Here is a 19,021-nt window from a genome sequence, read left to right on the forward strand (position 1 = left end):
TTACCACTGGTAATCTTCAGCAAAACCCACATCTGACAGGCCGAGACTGTGCTTTTCATGGCCGTACGCTTAGCTTATAACGCTGCGTAATCAGACCAAAGCCCGCGCGAAACAGACGGGCCAAAGGGGAACCGTCGAGGACACTCATGACAGATACCAAACACGAAGCGGATGTGGCGTTTATCAAGGCACTGGCCGAACTGCTGCGGGAAAACGACCTGACCGAGTTGCAGGTAAAGCGTGATTATGGCGAAGATGACAGCTTGAACGTACGCGTTAGCCGCATGTCACCCGTCGCCGCTCCGGTCCAGGTTGCGGTCCCGGCGGCCGCGCCAGCCGCAGCCCCGGCAGCCGCACCTGCAGCAGCTGAAGCACCCGCAGCAAGTGACGATCCAGCCAGCCATCCGGGCGCTGTGACTTCGCCCATGGTCGGCACCGTGTACATGCAGCCCGAGCCGGGTGCGCCGTCCTTCATCTCCGTCGGTGCCAGTGTTTCCGAAGGCGACACGCTGCTGATCGTCGAAGCGATGAAAACCATGAACCACATCCACGCGCCTAAATCCGGCACTATCAAGCGTATTTTGGTGGGTGATGGCGATGCTGTGGAATTCGGCACTCCTCTGGTCATTGTTGAGTAAGGCGGCCCCATGTTCGACAAGATCCTGATTGCCAACCGAGGCGAGATCGCCCTGCGCGTCATCCGCGCCGCCCGCGAGATGGGGATTAAGACAGTCGCCGTCCATTCAACCGCAGACAGTGACGCGATGCATGTACGCATGGCGGACGAATCGGTCTGTATCGGCCCCCCGCCCAGCCCTCAAAGCTATCTGTCGGTGCCTGCGATCATCTCAGCCTGCGAGATCACTGGCGCTCAGGCGATCCACCCGGGCTACGGCTTTTTGTCTGAAAATGCCGAGTTTGTGCAGATTGTCGAAGATCACGACATCACCTTCATTGGCCCCACCGCTGAGCATATCCGCGTGATGGGGGACAAGATCACCGCCAAGGACACGATGAAGGCCTTGGGCGTTCCCTGTGTGCCTGGTTCAGATGGTGGCGTGCCGGATCTGGCCGCAGCCAAGCGGATCGGTGAAGAATTCGGCTATCCTGTCATCATCAAGGCCACCGCCGGTGGCGGCGGACGCGGCATGAAAGTCGCGATGAGTGCGGATGAGATGGAAAGCGCCTTTATGACTGCGCGCGCCGAAGGCAAAGCCGCCTTTGGTAATGACGAGGTCTATATTGAGAAATACCTGACCACGCCGCGCCACATCGAGATTCAGGTCTTTGGCGATGGCAAGGGCCAAGCGGTTCATCTGGGCGAGCGCGACTGTTCCCTGCAGCGCCGCCACCAAAAGGTATTCGAAGAGGCACCCGGCCCCTGCATCACCCCCGAAGAACGCGCAAGGATCGGTAAGGTCTGTGCCGATGCGGTTGCCAAGATCAACTATATCGGTGCAGGTACGATCGAATTTCTGTACGAAAATGGCGACTTCTATTTCATCGAGATGAACACCCGCCTACAGGTCGAGCACCCGGTCACTGAGGGCATCTTTGGCGTAGATCTGGTGCGCGAACAAATCCGCGTTGCGGCTGGTCAGCCAATGTCATTCGGTCAGGATGATCTGAAAATCAATGGTCACGCCATCGAGGTTCGGATCAACGCCGAGAAATTGCCAAACTTCTCGCCCTGCCCCGGAAAAATCTCGGCCTACCATGCGCCGGGCGGTCTGGGTGTGCGGATGGATTCAGCGTTGTATGACGGGTACACGATCCCGCCCTACTACGACTCACTGATCGCCAAACTGATCGTGCAGGGCCGCGACCGGCCCGAAGCACTGGCCCGTCTCGAACGCGCATTGGGAGAGTTGATCGTGGACGGAATCGACACGACGGTTCCCTTGTTCCACGCGCTTCTGCAAGAAAGTGACGTCCAAAGCGGTGATTATAACATCCACTGGCTGGAGCACTGGCTTGCGGAGAATATGGCCGACTAACTCTGCTGGGTCGGAAGGTTGCCGCTTTCCGACCCTGAGGCGCCTGGCATGAGCCTTTCCCCGGAATTACTGCTCCATGGATATTCCATCGGTATCTTCCCGATGGCTGAACATCGCGATGATCCGGACCTGTTCTGGGTTGATCCTAAGTTTCGCGGCATCTTCCCTCTGGACGGATTTCACATCTCACGCAGCTTGGCCCGCAGGATTCGGAACTGTGGGTACACGGTGTCAATCAACAGGGATTTTGCCGGCGTTGTTGATGGCTGCGCTGATCGCACGGATACCTGGATCAATCAGGAACTTCGCACCCTTTACCAAAAGCTGAACCAATCCGGTCACGCCCATTCGCTGGAAATCTGGGACGGCCCGAATTTGGTTGGGGGCGTTTATGGCGTTACTCTTGGCGCTGCCTTCTTTGGCGAAAGCATGTTTTCCCGACGCAAGGATGCCTCAAAAATTGCACTGGCTTATTTGGTCGACCGGTTGCGGTCCTGCGGGTTCAAACTGTTCGATACACAGTTTTTAACCGCGCATCTCGCCTCGCTCGGCGCGATTGAGGTGCCACGGGCACAGTATCGGAACGCGCTGGAAGAGGCAGTGACTGTTGCGGCAGATTTCTCTGCTGATCTCGATCAATCGCCGGATGGCGTGATACAGCGGATCACCCAGACGTCATAGCGCGAATGATCAAGCGCATTCAGGGCTGGCGAGGTGGCAATCATCCACCCATCAAACAGCTGATCCGTTCCGCCTTGTTCCCAAATGGTCAGGTAGGCAAACGCGTCCCCTGTTGGGTTATCTGCAGGATAGCGGCAATCACCCAGTGCGACATCCAGCCCAAAGACTGTCTTGGATTGGCCGTTTTGCAGTTCGACATCAACGGTCTGGCCATTGACCTTATCCAGCCCTCTGAGCATTGCACCCGGTCCGGATTGAACCTTTTGCTGTGCCGCTACCCCAGAGGCTGCCAGTATTGCCGCGATCAGAGCATATCGCTTCATTCGCCGCCATCTCCGGCGACGAACTTAACCAAAAGCGAAATCAGGCTGACTGCGCCCTGTGTATCCTCGACCTGATCGCCCGGCTCAAAGTTAAAGAGCGATCCGCCTGGCATGACTTCTACAAAGTTACCACCCAGCAACCCTTCGGATGAGATCACGATAGCACTGTCATCGGGGACCAGAATTCCATCAGAAATCGCAAAAGTCGTGTCCGCCCGGTAGGTTTCCGGGTTCAGGGTCACCCCTGTCACGGTGCCGATTTTGACCCCGGCAAGCCGCACGTCCGTTCCGACGCCGACGCCTTCGAGCGAGCGGAAAGAGGCGTTAAGCTCATAACCAGAACCGCCCTGGGACAGGCCTGTCGACTGGCTCGCATAGACGCCAAACGCTATTGCCCCGGCCAGGACGGCGCCTCCGACCAAAACTTCTGAAACTTTGTAAGATGACATTGCTCGCCTCGTCTTATTCCGGGTTCCAGGCCTCATAATCCGAACGCTCGACCGGATCCGGGCGGCGCAAAGACCCCGCCGGTGCATAAGCAAGCGCGGTTCCTGTCAAGTTTTCCTGATGCGGTTTTTCCCAGGATTTATGTGCCAGAGGTTTGTCGGTTGGAGGTTCGTCCCAGGTGCGGTGCAACCAACCGTGCCAATCGGGATCAACCCTGCTGGCCTCGGCCTCGCCGTTGAAGATCACCCAACGCCTGCTGTCATCCGCGGTACGATAAAACATATTGCCTTCATTATCTTCACCGACTTTCACGCCTTTGCGCGAAGTGTAAATCTGGGTGTTCAGGGTGGCCCCGTTCCACCAGGTCACGGCGCGCAAAAGACTGTTCAGGATTCCCATCGGCTGCCTCCGGCATTTTTGTCTCTGCAGATATGGACCAAAGGTCCGCCAAGGTCCAGTGCTAGGGTAACGTTGCGCATCAATCCGGCAAAACTGCGGTCACTTCAATCTCGATGCGGTCCTCTGACGTGATCAGGTTGCATTCGGTCACTGTCGCCGCCGGCGGGTTTTCACCAAATGCCTCAACCAGCAAGGGCCAGCACAGTTCAAATTCTGACATGTCCGGAAGGTAGTAGTTTACCCGAACCACATGCGCCAAATTTGATCCAGCCTCATCCAAGGCCTTTTCAATCGCCTGCAGCGCGGATTTGCACTGTCCGACGATATCTTTGGGAATGATTTCGCCTTGTGCGCAGGTCCCGGCAACAAAGACAAAACCGTTTGCAACCACTGCCCGGCAATAGCCGACTTTGGCCTCATATTGGCCGCCCGAGGAAATTCGCCTTATCGTCATCCTGCCCTCCCAAACACAAAATGGCGCGGGATCACCGCGCCATCTGTTGCAATTCAAATTCAGTGATTACCCGGCCGAAGCTGATTCCGCCGCATCCGCATAGATGATCAGCGGCTGCTTGTCCGAGGATACAGCCTCTTCATTGACGACAACTTCGGTCACGTTCTTCATGCCAGGCAATTCGAACATCGTGTCCAGAAGGATGTCTTCAAGGATCGAGCGCAGCCCGCGAGCACCGGTCTTGCGTTCAATGGCGCGTTTGGCGATTGCCTTGAGCGCATCGTCGGTAAAGCCCAGCTCGGCATCTTCCAGTTCGAACAGACGCTGATACTGTTTGACCAGCGCGTTCTTGGGTTTTGTCAGAATGGTGACCAGCGCATCCTCGTCGAGATCCTCAAGCGTGGCCAGAACTGGCAGACGTCCGACAAATTCCGGGATCAGACCGAATTTCAGCAGGTCTTCAGGCTCCAGCTCTTTGAAAATCTCACCCACGCCGCGGTCATCATTGTCCCGCACATCGGCACCAAAGCCCATGGCCGAGCCTTTGCCGCGCTGTGCGATAATTCTATCCAGACCCGCAAAGGCACCACCGCAGATGAACAGGATATTCGTCGTGTCCACTTGCAGGAATTCCTGCTGCGGATGCTTGCGTCCACCCTGCGGCGGAACACTGGCGACGGTGCCTTCCATCAGCTTCAGCAGCGCCTGCTGCACGCCCTCGCCCGACACGTCGCGCGTAATCGAGGGATTCTCGGATTTGCGCGTGATCTTGTCGACCTCATCGATGTAAACGATGCCGCGCTGCGCGCGTTCGACATTGTATTCGCTAGCCTGCAACAGCTTGAGGATGATATTTTCCACATCCTCTCCCACATAACCGGCTTCGGTCAGCGTGGTCGCATCGGCCATGGTAAAGGGCACATCCAGAATGCGCGCCAGAGTTTGCGCCAACAACGTCTTGCCGCAGCCTGTCGGGCCGATCAACAGGATGTTGGATTTGGCCAGCTCGATATCGCTGCCGGCCTTCTGAGCGTGATTCAATCGTTTATAGTGGTTGTGAACCGCCACTGACAGAACCCGCTTGGCCGTAGCCTGACCGATCACATAATCGTCCAGAACTTCGCAGATGTCTTTCGGCGTCGGCACTCCGTCAGAAGATTTCAGCCCGTTGGCTTTCGTCTCTTCGCGGATGATGTCCATACACAGCTCGACGCATTCATCACAGATGAACACGGTCGGACCTGCAATCAGCTTACGCACCTCATGCTGGCTTTTGCCACAGAAGCTGCAGTAGAGCGTGTTTTTGCCGTCACCGCCTGAATTCGTCGCCATGATCTACCTTTCGGGCTCCATCCTATGCCCCTTGCGGGGCCGCGCTTGCGCCTGTTCGTGCAGCTTAGGCCAGCACTGTGGCGGCTACAATCTCAAAATACCCCCCGTATCGGCGACACGAGGGGTCTGGGCTTAGCCCTCTTCGCCGCTCATCTTGGCGCGGTTTTCAACGATCTCGTCGATGTGACCCCATTCCTTAGCCTCTTCCGGGCTCATGAAGTTGTCACGGTCCAGCGCCTTTTCAACGGCCTTTTTGGTCTGTCCAGTATGGCGTACATAGATATCATACAGGCGATCCTTCAGCTTTTGCGTCTCAGCTGCGTGGATCATGATATCGCTTGCCTGTCCCTGATATCCGCCACTGGGCTGGTGCACCATGATGCGGCTGTTCGGCAGGGAAAAGCGCATGCCCTTCTCACCACCGGCCAGCAGAACCGACCCCATCGAGGCCGCTTGACCGATCACCAATGTGGAACATTTCGGTTTGATATACTGCATTGTGTCGTAAATCGACAAACCGCTGGTGACCACGCCACCCGGCGAGTTGATGTAGATCGAGATTTCCTTGTTCGGGTTTTCCGCCTCAAGGTGCAGCAGCTGAGCAACCACAAGATGGCTCATCCCGTCGTGGATCGGGCCGTTGATAAAGATGATCCGCTCTTTCAGAAGGCGCGAGAAGATATCGTATGCGCGCTCACCCCTGCTGGTCTGCTCAACGACCATTGGGACAAGCGTGTTCATGTATGTGTCAACGGGATCGAACATAAGAAACCTGCCTGCTTTGCTATGGATCGGGACACTACCCGAAAATCTGTTACCTGAGTCTTAGTATCGCCACAGTGGGGCTGCAAGGGGTGCAGGAAACTTCATGCCCTGCAAATGCAAATAGATATTCAGCGGTGACTAAAGCGATACGCTCTTCTAAGTCGAAATCTGCGTCGAACTCTCACAAGTTCCCCTTTTCCCCTCACCTCATTTTGATTCATGCATATGAGAGTAAATGTTCATAACTAGCTGACTTGCGACCTTCTCCAGGCAGCAACACAAACAGGCGCCCAAAGTGTGGGCTGGTAAGGAAACAGAGGATGGCCCTTCCACAACTTTCACAGGAAACATCTCCGGAAAATTTCGACAAAATGGTTGAGAACGCAACGCATGCTGCAAATTTCCTCAAGGCCATCAGCCACGAAGGGCGTCTCATGATCCTGTGCCACCTGGTATCGGGAGAAAAGTCAGTAACAGAACTGGAAGAGCTGCTTTCGGCGCGGCAAGCGGCTGTTTCGCAACAACTGTCGCGGTTGCGACTTGAAGGGTTGGTGACGCCTCGCCGCGAAGGCAAGGCGATCTTTTATAGACTGGCCGATGAACGGCCACGCCGGATGTTAGAGGTTGTCTACGAACTCTTTTGCAACGAAGAATAAGAGCAATCCGCTATCCCGGCTACTTACGACTTACTTTTGGAACAGTCTTGATAGCCGGCGGACATGGCCATTAGCAAACTGTCATAGTGCGAAATTCCCGTGTCAAAACTCACGCCTACAGGGTCCAATTCAAAGATCGTGGCCCCGGTTCCTTCGATCGCTGTCCGCACCAGCCTTGTGTCAAATTGCGGCTCGGAAAAGGCACAAACAATTCCTTCATGCTCAACCTTTTCACGCAAAGCCGCCAATCGCGCCGGCCCGGGAGAGGACGCATCGCCAAGACTGACTGCGCCGGATGACTCCAGCCCAAATCGCTTTTCGAAATACTGATAGGCATCATGAAACGTTATGAATGACAGCGTCTGCATATCTGTCAGATCTGTCATAATTTTTTCTTTCAGTTCAACCAGTTCCCGATCAGCGGTCGCCGCGTTCTGCTGATAAGCATCGGCGTTTTCAGGGTCCGCCTCTGAGAGCGTTGCGGCAATTACCTGAACCCAGATACGTGCATTTTCGGGATCCAGCCAGGCGTGGGGGTCAACCCCTTCGTGATGATGGCCATGGTCGTCTGCATGGCCCGCATGGTCGTCGTGATCGTCATGACCCGCATGATCGTCGTGATCCGCGTGATCGTCGTGGCCATCATGATCCGCATGGTCATCATGGTCATCATGATCGGTCGCATCCCGGAATTCATAGAGAATTGTTCCATCCGCATCCAACAAAGAGACATGCAGCGCATCCGGCGACAGCGCGCCCAAGGGTTTAACCAGCCAAGGGGTCAGCTCTTCTCCAGTCCAGAATACGATCTCGGCGGATTGTAAAGACCGCGCCTCAGAAGGCCGCATCGCGTGATCATGCGGAGACGCGCCGGGTGGAATGATCAAGCTGGGCTCACCCACGCCGTCCATCACCCGGGCGACCAGCGAATGGACAGGCGCAATATCGACGGCCACGCTTGGCGCCTCGGCGATTGCCTGGCCCGCAAACGCAAGTGAGCACACATATAGTGTAGATCGGAACATTTTCCCTCCAAATTGATATGTTATTACATTCGCTGAGCGCTTGTTAATCCGGACGTTATTACATATCAAGTTCAAAATCATTGGAGCCCCGTCATGAGCACCGTTGGATTCAGACAACACGATCACGCCCACTGCGTTCACACTGCGCTGTCTCAGGCCGAAAACAAGTGCAGAACAAAGCGCCTGCAGTTCACCACTGTCCGACGCCGTGTTCTTGAGATCCTGTTGGAAAAGCACCGGGCAATGGGCGCATATGATATCCTGGCTGTGCTAGCTGCAGAAGGGCTCGGGTCGCAACCTCCGGTCGCGTATCGTGCACTGGATTTCCTTGTGCAAAACGGGTTCGTGCATCGTATCGAGCAACTGAATGCCTATACAGCCTGCGCCCACCCGACCCATGACCATGTCCCCGCGTTTCTGATCTGCAGGTCCTGCAAAGCAGTGGCTGAAACGGAAACCGAGCTGACACAGGGTCGATTGGGCGCTGCGGCGAACACCTCGGGGTTTCAAATCGAACGAGTAGTGGTCGAGGCCGAGGGCCTATGTCCCGAATGCGTAGGGTCGGCGGCATGAATACCCCCCTTATTTCATTGAAAAACATGTCCATTCGGATCGACGGCCGCACGATCCTTGAACATGTGAATGCGGCAGTTTCCGAAGCAGAGATCGTAACCATTGTGGGGCCCAACGGATCTGGTAAGTCGACTCTTTTACGGGCGATCATTGGGGCCATTACCCCATCAGAAGGCCAGGTAAGCCGCGCACCCGGCCTGCGCATCGGTTATGTCCCGCAAAAACTGGCTTTGGACGCCGCTTTACCGATGACCGTGCAACGTTTCCTGGGCTTACCCAAACGGATCTCGGCCCGCAAAGCGCTGGATGCACTAGAACGAGCGGGCGTCCCGGATCTGCGCAACCGGCAAATGACCCAACTTTCGGGCGGTCAATTTCAACGAGTTCTGCTGGCGCGCGCACTCCTTGATGATCCTCAGGTCTTGCTTTTGGATGAAGCGACGCAAGGCCTGGATCAACCGGGTGCAGCTGCCTTTTATCAACGCATTGAGCAGGTCAGACGCGACCTTGGTTGCGCGATCGTGATGGTCAGTCACGATCTGCACGTTGTCATGGCGGCCTCAGACCGTGTGCTATGTCTGAACGGACATATATGCTGCGAGGGGTCGCCTCATACCGTCGCGGACGCACCCGAATACCGGGCCCTATTTGGCAGCGGAACCAAGGGCATGATGGCCCTTTACCAACATCAACACAGCCATTCGCACGACCATGACCACCACCACGACCAGGAAACAACCAACTGATGTTAGACGATTTTATGGTTCGTGCGGCGCTGGCGGGTATTGGTGTTGCACTCGCGGCGGCCCCTTTGGGGTGCTTTGTGGTATGGCGCAGGATGGCCTATCTGGGCGAAGCCACAGCGCACGCGGCTGTTCTGGGTGTGGCACTGTCTCTGGCGTTTTCGCTTCCGATGCTGCCGTCGATTGTGGCGTCAGCGCTTGCCATGGGGCTTACCGTCACGCTTTTGCGTGGCAAGGGGTTGGCGATGGACACATTACTAGGCGTAATAGCGCATACAGCCCTGGCCGCAGGACTAGTCACCGTCGCCTTGCTGTCCGACGTCCGGCTGGATTTAAATGCCTTTCTGTTTGGTGATATCCTGGCTGTCACCAAAGGCGATTTGGCAACCATTTGGGGCGGCGGCGCGTTGATCCTGGCAGTCATGATCTGGCGCTGGTCAGCCCTACTTGTCGCCACGCTGAACCCGGACATGGCCTATGCATCCGGCATTGACCCAAAGCGCGAGGAGGTGTGGTTGACGCTGACCATGGCGCTGGCCGTTGCCGTAGCAATCAAAGTGGTAGGGGTTCTGTTGATTGCCGCCCTGCTCGTCATCCCGGCAGCCGGCGCGCGGTCTTTGGTGAAAACACCTGAAAATATGGCGTTCGGGGCCGCCATCATCGGATCAGCTGCCGCCCTTGTCGGGCTGTGCGGTGCGTATCTTGCCGACACTCCGGCCGGGCCCAGCATCGTCTGCGCCGCAGCTGTGATCTTTCTGGTAACCGCCGCCATCGGGCCGCTTTTTCGTAAAGAATAGATTGCCGGTTCAAAACTCTGGTTCACCATTAGCAAAACTGCTACGAAAATCGGGACTTATACAAAAGGAGAGACCTATGATCCGAGCCGCACTTATTGGACTGGCCCTTTGCACACTCGCCGCATGTGAAACCGCTAAAGGCGCCGGTAAAGATATTGAAAAAGCAGGTGACGCAATTCAGGGCGCAGCCACCGAGGTTCAGGAAAACATCTGATTCCTTTCGGAATGTAGCGGTCAAGATCGGGCGGCATACAAGATATAGTTGCCCTCTGCACCCGCACCCGCTATCCTTGCGGACACAGGTGCATAGACGCGGCATTGCATTTCTGACACGATCACGGGGTTCTTGCTTAAACGCAAGAACCCCGTTCCCGTTTTAGGGGGAATTAAATCGCTGCCTGTATGAATCCGGGGCCCGGAAAAAGGAAAAGGCGTCAGGTGCGCAGACGCGGTCTTTGCACGTGCCCAAAGGACACCCCTGACGCCTTACCGGTTCGACACGCCCGAGGGACGTCTCGATCCAGTTGCTTTGTCCCCCTAAGGGGCCACAGCCGCTGAACAGAGCCCGAGGGCCCCTCACAGCACGCATTAACCTTCTGAGAGCTTGATCACCTGTTTCAAACTTGACGCCCAAATCAGCGGATCACGCACCGGTAAGTCTTTGCAGTAGAACAAAATCCTAAGATTTCCCTTCACCGCAGCGACCCCCTTGGCCTTTGCGTCCCACCCAGGATCCTAAGAACCTCTGCGGTAACCTGACTGTTACATCGCGGTCATAAACGGGCAAGAAAATAGCACTGCAGCATAAAAAATAGCCGGGGATAAACTGTTGATATCTCGCTGGAGAGTGATGTGGATAACTCTAGATTTTACGTTCCTGCGCAGAGTTGCGATTGGACAAGTGAAATTGCGTGCTTGGCCCGGGATTTTGGACTCTTTCTGCAGGCGCGAACGGACTGCACGACCCTTCTGGGGGTTTTGGTGAGCGATTGCGCCGATCCGATCCCTGATATTTCGAATCAAACCCGCCTTGAACGGGTCGCTCTTTGGCCACGGCCTCCGAGGACCGAGGCATTTTCTGACCAATCAGGGCCACCTGCCCGCATTTTGCGCTGAAAGCCTGTTCTGAATTTGAGAAGCGCTCCGACCCGGTTGGGTTACCTACTAAGCGCTGCGGCAATTCGCAGCCAGTACCCCCTAAATTCCAACCGGACCAGAGACGCTTCAGTTCACCTGGAGACCAGAGACGAGCCCGGAACTCGTTCGATCGCGCAGGCTACGCAAATTCAAAATTACATACAGCCCAAGGACCTTGCGCCAGCCCACGCAGCCAACCTAAATGAAGGGGCATTTACCGCTTCGATAGTTGAATTTGCTGTCACTGGCTCACCTCCTGTGCTGGGCCTTTCGCTGGCCTTTTATACAGATTGGGTGGCTGAGGGCCGGTTGCAACTTACCTAAAGGAAGCTTCATGAAGGCTTTAAAAAAGCCTAACCAGATTGTCGCGCTTAGGCCCAGGCCAGCGCGGTGCCGATCACGACCAGGGAAATGCCAAACACTTCGCGATGCGAGAAGTTTTCGCCAAACAGAAAGAATGAGGCGATGGCGATCAGAACGACCTCGGCCCCCAGAATGCCAGTATAGATTATGCCCAACCGTTCGTCGCGCAGCGCGGCGAGTTCGAGCGTCGCCCCGGCCAGCAGGGTCGCGACGATCAGCAGGCCAAGCCCCAGGCCTGGGATTTTCCACCAGAACTTCATCGCGACCATGGCAACGGAATAGAGACCCGCTGACCCGAGGGCAATGAAGGGGATCATGGATGTGGACATCTGCGCCTCCTGCTAGGGTTCCGCAGGGTAAACTCTAGCAGGTCAGCCGGGATGCGGCTGTGAGGTTGGTCACAATGGGTCGAACAGGCCTTATCCCGCGATCTTTCGGGTCACCAGATACGAAACCGGAAACGCCGCAATAAAGCCAGCTCCGGCAGCAATCAGGATAGGGTATAGCGTCGTATACCCCATCGACAGAACCGCAATCACAGCGGACCCGGCAAAGGTAGAGCCAAGGAAGATATGTACGATCAGCATCAGGGGAAGCATGGGGGCCTCATATCAGGGATTCAACTTCCGCGGATCCTAGGATTGAGAGCGCATGCGGTCTTTGATCTGGGTCAGAGTGAGCGGCGTCTTGGAATTCGTCCAATGGACGAATTCAGCCGCGAACGGGCAGAGCGCTGCGTCGTGAACGCGTTTGCAAGGGTTTATTAGCAGAATGGAGGGCAGCGCCGGCCCGAGGGGAGGCGCAAACGCGCCGCCCCATGGGGGCGGGTCGGCGCGGCCCGGCGGTGCCGCCGGGCGGGTAGTCAAAAAACACGCAATCCACTTTCATGCACCAACGCTCGACAACTGAGTGCTGATCAGTGGGCGGTTACAAACAAACAACAAGTTATCCACAGGAAACTACCAAAACCTGTTGACAAGCCACCATATCTGGTAGTAAATGGTAATATAGAGGTATATTTTGGCAAGATCACTATATCTTGTTGACAGCGCTATCCCCCCATCGCAGTATCAACGTGACAGCCGGAATCAAGTGCGCCGCCAAGGCGTGCAGGCCAAGGCAGCGCTTCACTCCGGCTCCGCAACTTCATTCGAAGGTCGCGGCGGTAATTCGGGGTGCAATATGAGTGAATCAACTCATACCGATTAAGTCAAGCGGCCTTCATCGAAACTAACGATGGAGGCCTGATATGGCTCACTATTATGTAAATAAGAATGCGCAATCTAACGGCGACCACGAGGTCCATACGACTGGTTGCAGTTGGCTGCCCGCTACGGAAAATCGAATCTATTTAGGTGATTTTTCTTCATGCGGACCAGCGGTCACAGCAGCACGTCGCTACTATTCTCAGGTGAATGGCTGCTTCTATTGCAGTTTTGTCTGCCACACTCAGTGAAAGGTATTGCTGATGGCTACCAACCCACCTTCAGGTGATGGGCGTCGCAACGGAATGGTCAAAGGCCGTTCGCAAACTAAGACGCCGTCCGGTCATTATGTGAAGCGCAACTCCGAAACCGGACGCTTCATGGACGTCAAAACTTCCAGCAAGAAACCCTTTAAGGGCGTTCGGAAGGAAAAGTAATGGGTTGAGCGGCTGCGGTCGCTCTCCCAACCCACGGTGTGGGCACGCGTTTGGCTTTGCCAAACGCTTTCGCGCACTCACACTTAAAATGGACTAAGAGTCCATTTTAAGTGCGGAAATAAACGCCTCCTGCGGGATATCGACCTTCCCGAACTGACGCATCTTTTTCTTACCCGCCTTCTGCTTGTCCAGCAGTTTGCGTTTCCGCGTGGCGTCGCCTCCATAGCATTTGGCGGTCACGTCTTTGCGCAGGGCCGAGAGGGTCTCGCGGGCGATGACCTTGCCTCCGATGGCGGCCTGGATCGGGATTTTGAACATGTGGCGCGGGATCAGGTCCTTGAGCTTTTCGCACATCGCCCGGCCCCGCATCTCGGCCCGGTCGCGATGAACCATGGTCGACAGCGCATCGACCGGTTCATCATTCACCAGCACCGACATCTTGACCAGCGCGTCCTCGGTATAGCCGGTCATCTGATAGTCAAACGAGGCATAGCCCTTGGTCACCGATTTCAGGCGGTCGTAGAAGTCAAAGACGACCTCATTCAGCGGCAGGTCATAGACGACCATCGCGCGCGAGCCCGCATAGGTCAGGTCCATCTGGATGCCGCGGCGGTCCTGGCACAGTTTCAGTACGTCGCCCAGGAATTCATCCGGCACAAGGATGGTCGCCTTGATGCGTGGTTCCTCGATATGGTCGACCTTTGACGGGTCGGGCATGTCGGCGGGATTGTGCAGTTCGATCATCTCGCCGTCTTTCATGAAGACGTGATAGATCACCGAGGGCGCGGTGGTGATCAGCTCGATATCATATTCGCGCTCAATCCGGTCGCGAATGACCTCAAGGTGCAGCAGGCCCAGGAAGCCGCAGCGGAAGCCAAAGCCAAGGGCGGCCGAGGTTTCCATTTCAAAGCTGAAGCTGGCGTCATTCAGCGCCAGTTTGTCGATCGCGTCGCGCAGGTCTTCGAATTCGGAACTGTCGACGGGGAAGAGGCCACAGAACACCACCGGTTGCGCGGGTTTAAAGCCGTCCAGCGCGATTTCTGCGCCATTGCGGTCATTGGTGATCGTGTCACCAACGCGGGTGTCGCGGACCTGTTTGATCGAGGCGGTGAGAAAGCCGATTTCGCCGGAACCGAGGCTGTCGACCATCTCCATCTCAGGCCGGAAGACGCCGACGCGGTCGACATGGTGCAGGGTGTTGTTCGACATGAACTTGACGCGCATGCCCTTTTTCAGGGTGCCGTCCATGATGCGGACCAGAACGATGACGCCGAGATAGGCGTCGTACCAGCTATCGACCAGCATCGCCTTGAGCGGTGCATCCAGATTACCCTTGGGGGCCGGCAGATGGGTGACAATGGCCTCCAACGTCTCATGGATGCCCTGCCCGGTCTTGGCGCTGACCTGAATCGCCTCGGACGCGTCGATGCCAATCACATCCTCGATCTGTTCGGCCACGCGGTCACAGTCGGACGCAGGCAGATCGATCTTGTTGAGCACCGGCACGATGTCATGATCGGCGTCGATGGCTTGGTACACGTTGGCCAGCGTCTGCGCCTCGACCCCTTGGGTCGAGTCCACAACCAGCAGAGAGCCTTCGACGGCACGCATCGACCGGCTGACCTCATAGGCAAAGTCCACGTGGCCGGGGGTGTCGATCAGGTTCAGCACGTATTTCTCGCCATTGTCGGCGGTATAGTCGATGCGGACCGTGTTGGCCTTGATGGTGATGCCGCGCTCGCGCTCGATATCCATGCTGTCGAGCAGCTGTTCCTTCATGTCACGATCCTTGACCGTACCGGTCTCTTGGATGAGCCGGTCAGCAAGGGTGGATTTGCCATGGTCGATATGCGCGACGATGGAGAAATTGCGGATATGAGCGAGGTCTGTCATGGATTGGGGATATGTATAGATTTTAAGGTTTGGTCAATGGCTGCTGAAACAACAGCGGCGATCAAATTTGAAACAGAGAACAGCTAAGGCGCAAATACATCAGTATGCTCCATCTTGGGCCTGCTAAATCTTACCTAACGCTCCTACCCATGACCTTCGACTAGCTGCAGTTCTTTCATACTTCGTTTGAAACATGCGTCGGGAACCTTGGCATCACTGTCAGCCTCCACGATGATTTCCCAAGTGGACCTAGCAAGATCGCCGGTGACACGCTTACTGGCCCAATAAACTTCGTTCGAAATTACACTTTCCAACGGGCTGCGCGGTGACAATGGCGTCGTAAGGTAACTTCCGCCGGTTGCAGTACATTCCGAAATAGAGTCCGGGCATTGATCTTCACAGAAATTTCGAACCGGCGTCCAAGCTCGGATATTGCCGCTGTGTTTAATTGCCGCTTCACGCGCTTCGCCATCTTCGACCAGTGCGCGTGGCGAGAGATGGCCCCAAGCAAACTCAGACAGTCGGAAATGCTCATTACCAGTCAAAGTTCTAGGAACACTAGCCGATCCTGCATATGGGCTGTCTGAGCCTTGTGAAGCTTGAAAAATCGCCCATGCCAATAATACATCAGCCTCTTCGGGAAGTTTGTCATCCAGACCCTGCAAGACAGAAACAAGTTCTTCAGCCTCACCATTTAACAGCATAGATTGCGCAGCAATTATTGCTCTCTGCGGCTCGCCCAACTCTATGAGCGTTGCAATTGCCGGAGCCTTCTCTCCTATCTTGGACGCTTGAAGAAGCGCCAGGGCTAAGGCCTCTGAGTTCTGTGCTTCGGTCAGCCAAGATTTACCAGACAGACCGCCGGGTTTGCGCAACAAAGCAATGCGCTCCTTGCGCTCCATATCTGTAGTAACATGAGAGTGGTATTTGCTGCCGCTTGCTATACTCGCCAGCAAGATTTGCGCCGCAGTATTGCCTTGTTGCGCCTGTCCAGCCAGATTTTGCAATGCGACCAAATCATCGCCATCCAACCATGCTTGAACCGCCTCGTTGAATTCCGGCACGTCTTCGCCTTGCAGAGAACCAGAATCTGACAAAGCTGCTATCGGAGACAAACAGACTGCGATCGAGAAGAAAAACGTTTTGATCGAAACCACAAAATTGCTCCTTGAATAAGCTGCTTTTATTCATTTCCGACGCACCTCAGTGCGTAGTTGTGCCCTCGTCAAATCAACACCGTTTGATTTGCCTGTCAAAACAATTGATCCCTCCCCCCGTTTGATTCATACTCCCCCGCAGACCGAGAGGGGCATCAGACCCGTCCGGGCAGGCAAAAACGAGGCAAGAGCATGAAACAGTTCCTCTTAATCGCATTCTGCGCGGCATCGCTGACGGCGATGGCTCCGGCACCGAGCGAGGCTGCGCAGATCAAACGGGCGTGTCTGGCGTCGGACCGGTCGGCGGCGACGCGGGCGCGGTGCAGCTGCATTCAGCGCGTCGCGGATCAGGCGTTGACGCGGGGCGATCAGAAGACCGTCGCCAAGTGGTTTACCGACCCCCATCAGGCGCAGGAGTTGAAGATGTCGCAGACTTCGCGCGATGATGCGCTGTGGGATCGGTATAAGAACTTTGGCCAGATGGCGCAGGCAATCTGCAACTAAGCTGGTCACGCTGCTTGACCTGATGCGCACTGCACCTCAGATATGGCGCAGCGAAAGGTGTATCAGATGGTAATGAAAGGGCTGACCCTGCGGGGCCTTGAGGTGTTCGAGGCTTTGGCGCGGACAGGATCGGTGGCACAGGCCGCCGAGATCACGGGGCTCAGCCAGCCTTCAGTTTCTCAGCAGTTGCGCAATCTGGAAAAGGCATTGGGCACTGATCTGGTCGATCACGGGCGACGACCAATGCGTTTAACGCAAGCCGGCCGCAGCTTTCTGGCGCGGGCCGAGGTCGTGCTGGCCGAACTGCAAATGGCCCAAAGCGAACTGACCGTGATGGATCTGGGGCATCTGACCACCCTCTCCATCGGTTTGATAGACGATTTCGACAACGATCTGACCCCGCGGCTGGCGACCTTGCTGGCCGACAGCCTGACCCGGTCGAAATTCAAACTGATCACGTTGCCCAGTCTAAACCTGTTCGCCGAGCTGGAGGCGCAGAGGCTGCATATGGCTGTATCCGCGCATTCCGGAGAGGTCCTGAAGGGTGTGATTGAATACCCTCTGGTTCAGGACCCTTTCATTCTGGTGACCCCAAAGGGTATGGGGAATTCAATACAGGACCTGCCCTTTCTGCGATACGCCCGAGATCAGCTGATCAGTCGCCAGATCGAGGCGCATCTGGCGCGCCAGCAAATGGAGTTCGAGGAACGGTTTGAAATCGGCTCGCACCTGGCGCTGATGGCAATGGTCGCACAGGGGCTTGGCTGGGCGATCACAACACCACTGGGATATATGCGTGCGACGCGGTTTCATGACGGGATGGAGGCGCACCCGGTCCCGTTCGGTGACTTCGCCCGCACAATTTCGCTGTTCACCCGCTCTGACTGGTCGGACCAAGTACCCAAAGAGGTTGCAGACATGATCCGACGGCTGATGCGGAGCCAGATTGTTGATCCGGCAGTCGCGCAGGTGCCGTGGCTGGGCGGGCAGTTGAAGGTGATGAGTTAGTGTAGGGCACCGCAGAAATTGGAAGCATAATTACCAACGCGCCGTGTGTTTCTGCCACCATCTTCATACAGAACCGAACTAGGGTTAGCTTTGCGAACCGAAGCAACCGCTCGACGAATCTCTGCTACAGCAGTCGCAAACCTGTGATAGCAAATTGGAATGGCAACGATATCAACACAGACGAGACCAACTATTCCCTATCCGATTGCGGTTGCCGGCGTTCTATTCGCCTCAATTTGTTTCGGGCTGGTTCCTTATTTTAGCCGAGGGCTGACCGAGCAAGGCGTCGCGCCTTATGCCGTCGCGTTCTATCGCTACATCGTTACGGCAATTCTGCTGCTGCCTGTTCTTTTTATACACCGAAACGCTTGGCGCGAGATTGTTTGGGGGCTTTCGGCAGGCGCGGTAATGGGCCTTGGATGGATTGGATATGTGACGGCGCTGGAGACATTGCCCGCATCGACTGTGGGCGTTCTCTATATGACCTATCCGGTTTTCACGCTGATCATTGCCTGGGCTTTGTTCGCCGATACACCCACAAGGCGCGCATTGTTCGCCTCGGGCCTCATTACGTTGGCGGCACTCATTGCAGGATCGCCCGCATCCGTTCCGCTACAGCACATACCAACGCTTCTGATGTCGCTAGCAGCCCCAATCGGGTTCGGCTTCGGCATATGTGTCTTGGTTCACAGGTTGTCCCGCATCGCACCGCTTGCGCGCATTGCTTCGGTTTCCTTGGGATCGGTTCTCGGGCTCTTGCCGCTGATGCTGAACGCCGATGTTGCCAAGTTGCTCCCGCAGGGGCAATCCGACTGGATTTTGATCGTCGGAATTGGCCTGATCACAGCGCTTGTGCCACAGCTCATTTATACGATCTGCTCACCGTTGATCGGCGCTTCTCAAACTGCGGTCGTCGGCAGCATTGAATTGCCGACAATGTTTGCTGTGGGCTTTCTTGCCTTTGGCGAAGCAATCACAACGCCACAGGCCGTAGCCTGCGCTTTGGTTTTGGGTGCGATTGCGATCACCAGAAGCCGGACGACACGCACCTTATCCACTGTGATTGCGAAAGAACCAAACAGGTGAGCTTGGCCCCGATGCAGGCGTCGATTGATTTTACATCTG

At 55.9% G+C, this 19,021-nt stretch carries 22 protein-coding genes; 11 read left to right on the plus strand and 11 right to left on the minus strand.

The annotated features are described in order from the left end of the window. The first annotated feature begins 146 nt into the window (after positions 1-146). From accB to aat, 3 genes are read left to right on the plus strand one after another with little or no spacing between them, the layout of a single operon-like run. On the plus strand, positions 147-638 hold the full coding sequence (gene accB / locus AC2FH0_RS19140) for an acetyl-CoA carboxylase biotin carboxyl carrier protein (RefSeq protein WP_281995796.1): 492 nt from the start codon (positions 147-149) through the stop codon (positions 636-638). Positions 639-647: 9 nt separating this feature from the next. Further along, positions 648-1,997 carry an acetyl-CoA carboxylase biotin carboxylase subunit gene (gene accC / locus AC2FH0_RS19145; protein WP_271950374.1) on the plus strand — a complete coding sequence of 450 codons (1,350 nt, stop codon included), beginning with the start codon at positions 648-650 and terminating at the stop codon, positions 1,995-1,997. A gap of 48 nt (positions 1,998-2,045) precedes the next feature. Further along, complete coding sequence (gene aat / locus AC2FH0_RS19150; RefSeq protein WP_282022112.1) at positions 2,046-2,678, plus strand: leucyl/phenylalanyl-tRNA--protein transferase; 633 nt, start codon at positions 2,046-2,048, stop codon at positions 2,676-2,678. Here the strand turns inward: aat and AC2FH0_RS19155 are convergent. The 6 genes from AC2FH0_RS19155 to AC2FH0_RS19180 all read right to left on the minus strand — a co-directional run bounded on the left by AC2FH0_RS19155 (position 2,633) and on the right by AC2FH0_RS19180 (position 6,398). After that, complete coding sequence (locus AC2FH0_RS19155) at positions 2,633-3,001, minus strand: DUF2155 domain-containing protein (RefSeq protein WP_142638127.1); 369 nt, start codon at positions 2,999-3,001, stop codon at positions 2,633-2,635. The two genes, aat and AC2FH0_RS19155, sit on opposite strands and share 46 nt — an antisense overlap. Then, positions 2,998-3,450: an outer membrane lipid asymmetry maintenance protein MlaD gene (gene mlaD, locus AC2FH0_RS19160; RefSeq protein ID WP_142638125.1), complete on the minus strand. Its 453-nt coding sequence runs from the start codon at positions 3,448-3,450 to the stop codon at positions 2,998-3,000. The genes AC2FH0_RS19155 and mlaD overlap by 4 nt, the downstream gene beginning before the upstream one ends. Before the next feature lie 13 nt (positions 3,451-3,463). Beyond that, on the minus strand, positions 3,464-3,847 hold the full coding sequence (locus AC2FH0_RS19165; protein WP_496692846.1) for an NADH:ubiquinone oxidoreductase subunit NDUFA12: 384 nt from the start codon (positions 3,845-3,847) through the stop codon (positions 3,464-3,466). Positions 3,848-3,926: 79 nt separating this feature from the next. Further along, the gene (locus AC2FH0_RS19170) at positions 3,927-4,301 is read right to left on the minus strand and encodes a Rid family hydrolase (protein WP_496692847.1); all 375 of its coding nucleotides are present in this window, start codon (positions 4,299-4,301) and stop codon (positions 3,927-3,929) included. 66 nt (positions 4,302-4,367) lie between these two features. Beyond that, on the minus strand, positions 4,368-5,633 hold the full coding sequence (gene clpX, locus AC2FH0_RS19175; RefSeq protein ID WP_142638118.1) for an ATP-dependent Clp protease ATP-binding subunit ClpX: 1,266 nt from the start codon (positions 5,631-5,633) through the stop codon (positions 4,368-4,370). Positions 5,634-5,765: 132 nt separating this feature from the next. Continuing rightward, positions 5,766-6,398, minus strand: a complete 633-nt coding sequence (locus tag AC2FH0_RS19180; RefSeq protein ID WP_142638117.1) for an ATP-dependent Clp protease proteolytic subunit — start codon at positions 6,396-6,398, stop codon at positions 5,766-5,768. A 320-nt stretch (positions 6,399-6,718) separates the two neighbouring features. On the opposite strand from AC2FH0_RS19180, the gene AC2FH0_RS19185 reads away from it, so the two are divergent. Further along, complete coding sequence (locus AC2FH0_RS19185; RefSeq protein WP_142638116.1) at positions 6,719-7,054, plus strand: ArsR/SmtB family transcription factor; 336 nt, start codon at positions 6,719-6,721, stop codon at positions 7,052-7,054. A gap of 23 nt (positions 7,055-7,077) precedes the next feature. On the opposite strand, the gene AC2FH0_RS19190 is transcribed toward AC2FH0_RS19185, so the two are convergent. After that, positions 7,078-8,079, minus strand: a complete 1,002-nt coding sequence (locus tag AC2FH0_RS19190; RefSeq protein ID WP_496790111.1) for a zinc ABC transporter substrate-binding protein — start codon at positions 8,077-8,079, stop codon at positions 7,078-7,080. A gap of 93 nt (positions 8,080-8,172) precedes the next feature. Between AC2FH0_RS19190 and AC2FH0_RS19195 the strand changes: the two genes are divergently transcribed. The 4 genes from AC2FH0_RS19195 (at position 8,173) to AC2FH0_RS19210 (ending at position 10,406) form a co-directional block, all read left to right on the plus strand. Beyond that, positions 8,173-8,652 carry a Fur family transcriptional regulator gene (locus AC2FH0_RS19195; protein ID WP_142638114.1) on the plus strand — a complete coding sequence of 160 codons (480 nt, stop codon included), beginning with the start codon at positions 8,173-8,175 and terminating at the stop codon, positions 8,650-8,652. Then, the gene (locus AC2FH0_RS19200) at positions 8,649-9,398 is read left to right on the plus strand and encodes a metal ABC transporter ATP-binding protein (RefSeq protein ID WP_496690139.1); all 750 of its coding nucleotides are present in this window, start codon (positions 8,649-8,651) and stop codon (positions 9,396-9,398) included. Before AC2FH0_RS19195 ends, AC2FH0_RS19200 begins: the two co-directional genes overlap by 4 nt. Beyond that, the gene (locus AC2FH0_RS19205; protein ID WP_142638112.1) at positions 9,398-10,192 is read left to right on the plus strand and encodes a metal ABC transporter permease; all 795 of its coding nucleotides are present in this window, start codon (positions 9,398-9,400) and stop codon (positions 10,190-10,192) included. The genes AC2FH0_RS19200 and AC2FH0_RS19205 overlap by 1 nt, the downstream gene beginning before the upstream one ends. A 76-nt stretch (positions 10,193-10,268) precedes the next feature. Beyond that, positions 10,269-10,406 carry an entericidin A/B family lipoprotein gene (locus tag AC2FH0_RS19210; RefSeq protein ID WP_142638111.1) on the plus strand — a complete coding sequence of 46 codons (138 nt, stop codon included), beginning with the start codon at positions 10,269-10,271 and terminating at the stop codon, positions 10,404-10,406. Positions 10,407-11,700: 1,294 nt separating this feature from the next. Here AC2FH0_RS19210 and AC2FH0_RS19215 read toward each other — a convergent pair. The 4 genes from AC2FH0_RS19215 to AC2FH0_RS19230 form a co-directional block, all read right to left on the minus strand. Then, a complete protein-coding gene (locus AC2FH0_RS19215; protein ID WP_142638110.1) occupies positions 11,701-12,021 on the minus strand; it encodes a hypothetical protein in 321 nt (106 codons plus the stop codon). 90 nt (positions 12,022-12,111) lie between these two features. Next, the gene (locus AC2FH0_RS19220) at positions 12,112-12,291 is read right to left on the minus strand and encodes a CTP synthetase (protein ID WP_142638109.1); all 180 of its coding nucleotides are present in this window, start codon (positions 12,289-12,291) and stop codon (positions 12,112-12,114) included. A gap of 1,136 nt (positions 12,292-13,427) precedes the next feature. Then, positions 13,428-15,227, minus strand: coding sequence for a translation elongation factor 4 (lepA, locus tag AC2FH0_RS19225; protein ID WP_496790112.1), 1,800 nt, complete (start codon positions 15,225-15,227; stop codon positions 13,428-13,430). A gap of 143 nt (positions 15,228-15,370) precedes the next feature. Continuing rightward, positions 15,371-16,384 (minus strand): hypothetical protein, encoded by a 1,014-nt coding sequence (locus tag AC2FH0_RS19230; protein WP_496790113.1) that lies wholly within the window; start codon positions 16,382-16,384, stop codon positions 15,371-15,373. 192 nt (positions 16,385-16,576) lie between these two features. Here AC2FH0_RS19230 and AC2FH0_RS19235 point away from each other — a divergent pair, with 192 nt between their 5' ends. The 3 genes from AC2FH0_RS19235 to AC2FH0_RS19245 all read left to right on the plus strand — a co-directional run bounded on the left by AC2FH0_RS19235 (position 16,577) and on the right by AC2FH0_RS19245 (position 18,982). After that, on the plus strand, positions 16,577-16,888 hold the full coding sequence (locus tag AC2FH0_RS19235; protein WP_142638101.1) for a hypothetical protein: 312 nt from the start codon (positions 16,577-16,579) through the stop codon (positions 16,886-16,888). Between the two features lie 66 nt (positions 16,889-16,954). Continuing rightward, positions 16,955-17,896: a LysR family transcriptional regulator gene (locus tag AC2FH0_RS19240; protein WP_282022114.1), complete on the plus strand. Its 942-nt coding sequence runs from the start codon at positions 16,955-16,957 to the stop codon at positions 17,894-17,896. A gap of 159 nt (positions 17,897-18,055) precedes the next feature. Beyond that, positions 18,056-18,982 (plus strand): DMT family transporter, encoded by a 927-nt coding sequence (locus tag AC2FH0_RS19245; protein WP_496790115.1) that lies wholly within the window; start codon positions 18,056-18,058, stop codon positions 18,980-18,982. Positions 18,983-19,021: the final 39 nt, after the last annotated feature.

Source organism: Ruegeria sp. CDSC051, assembly GCF_059610665.1.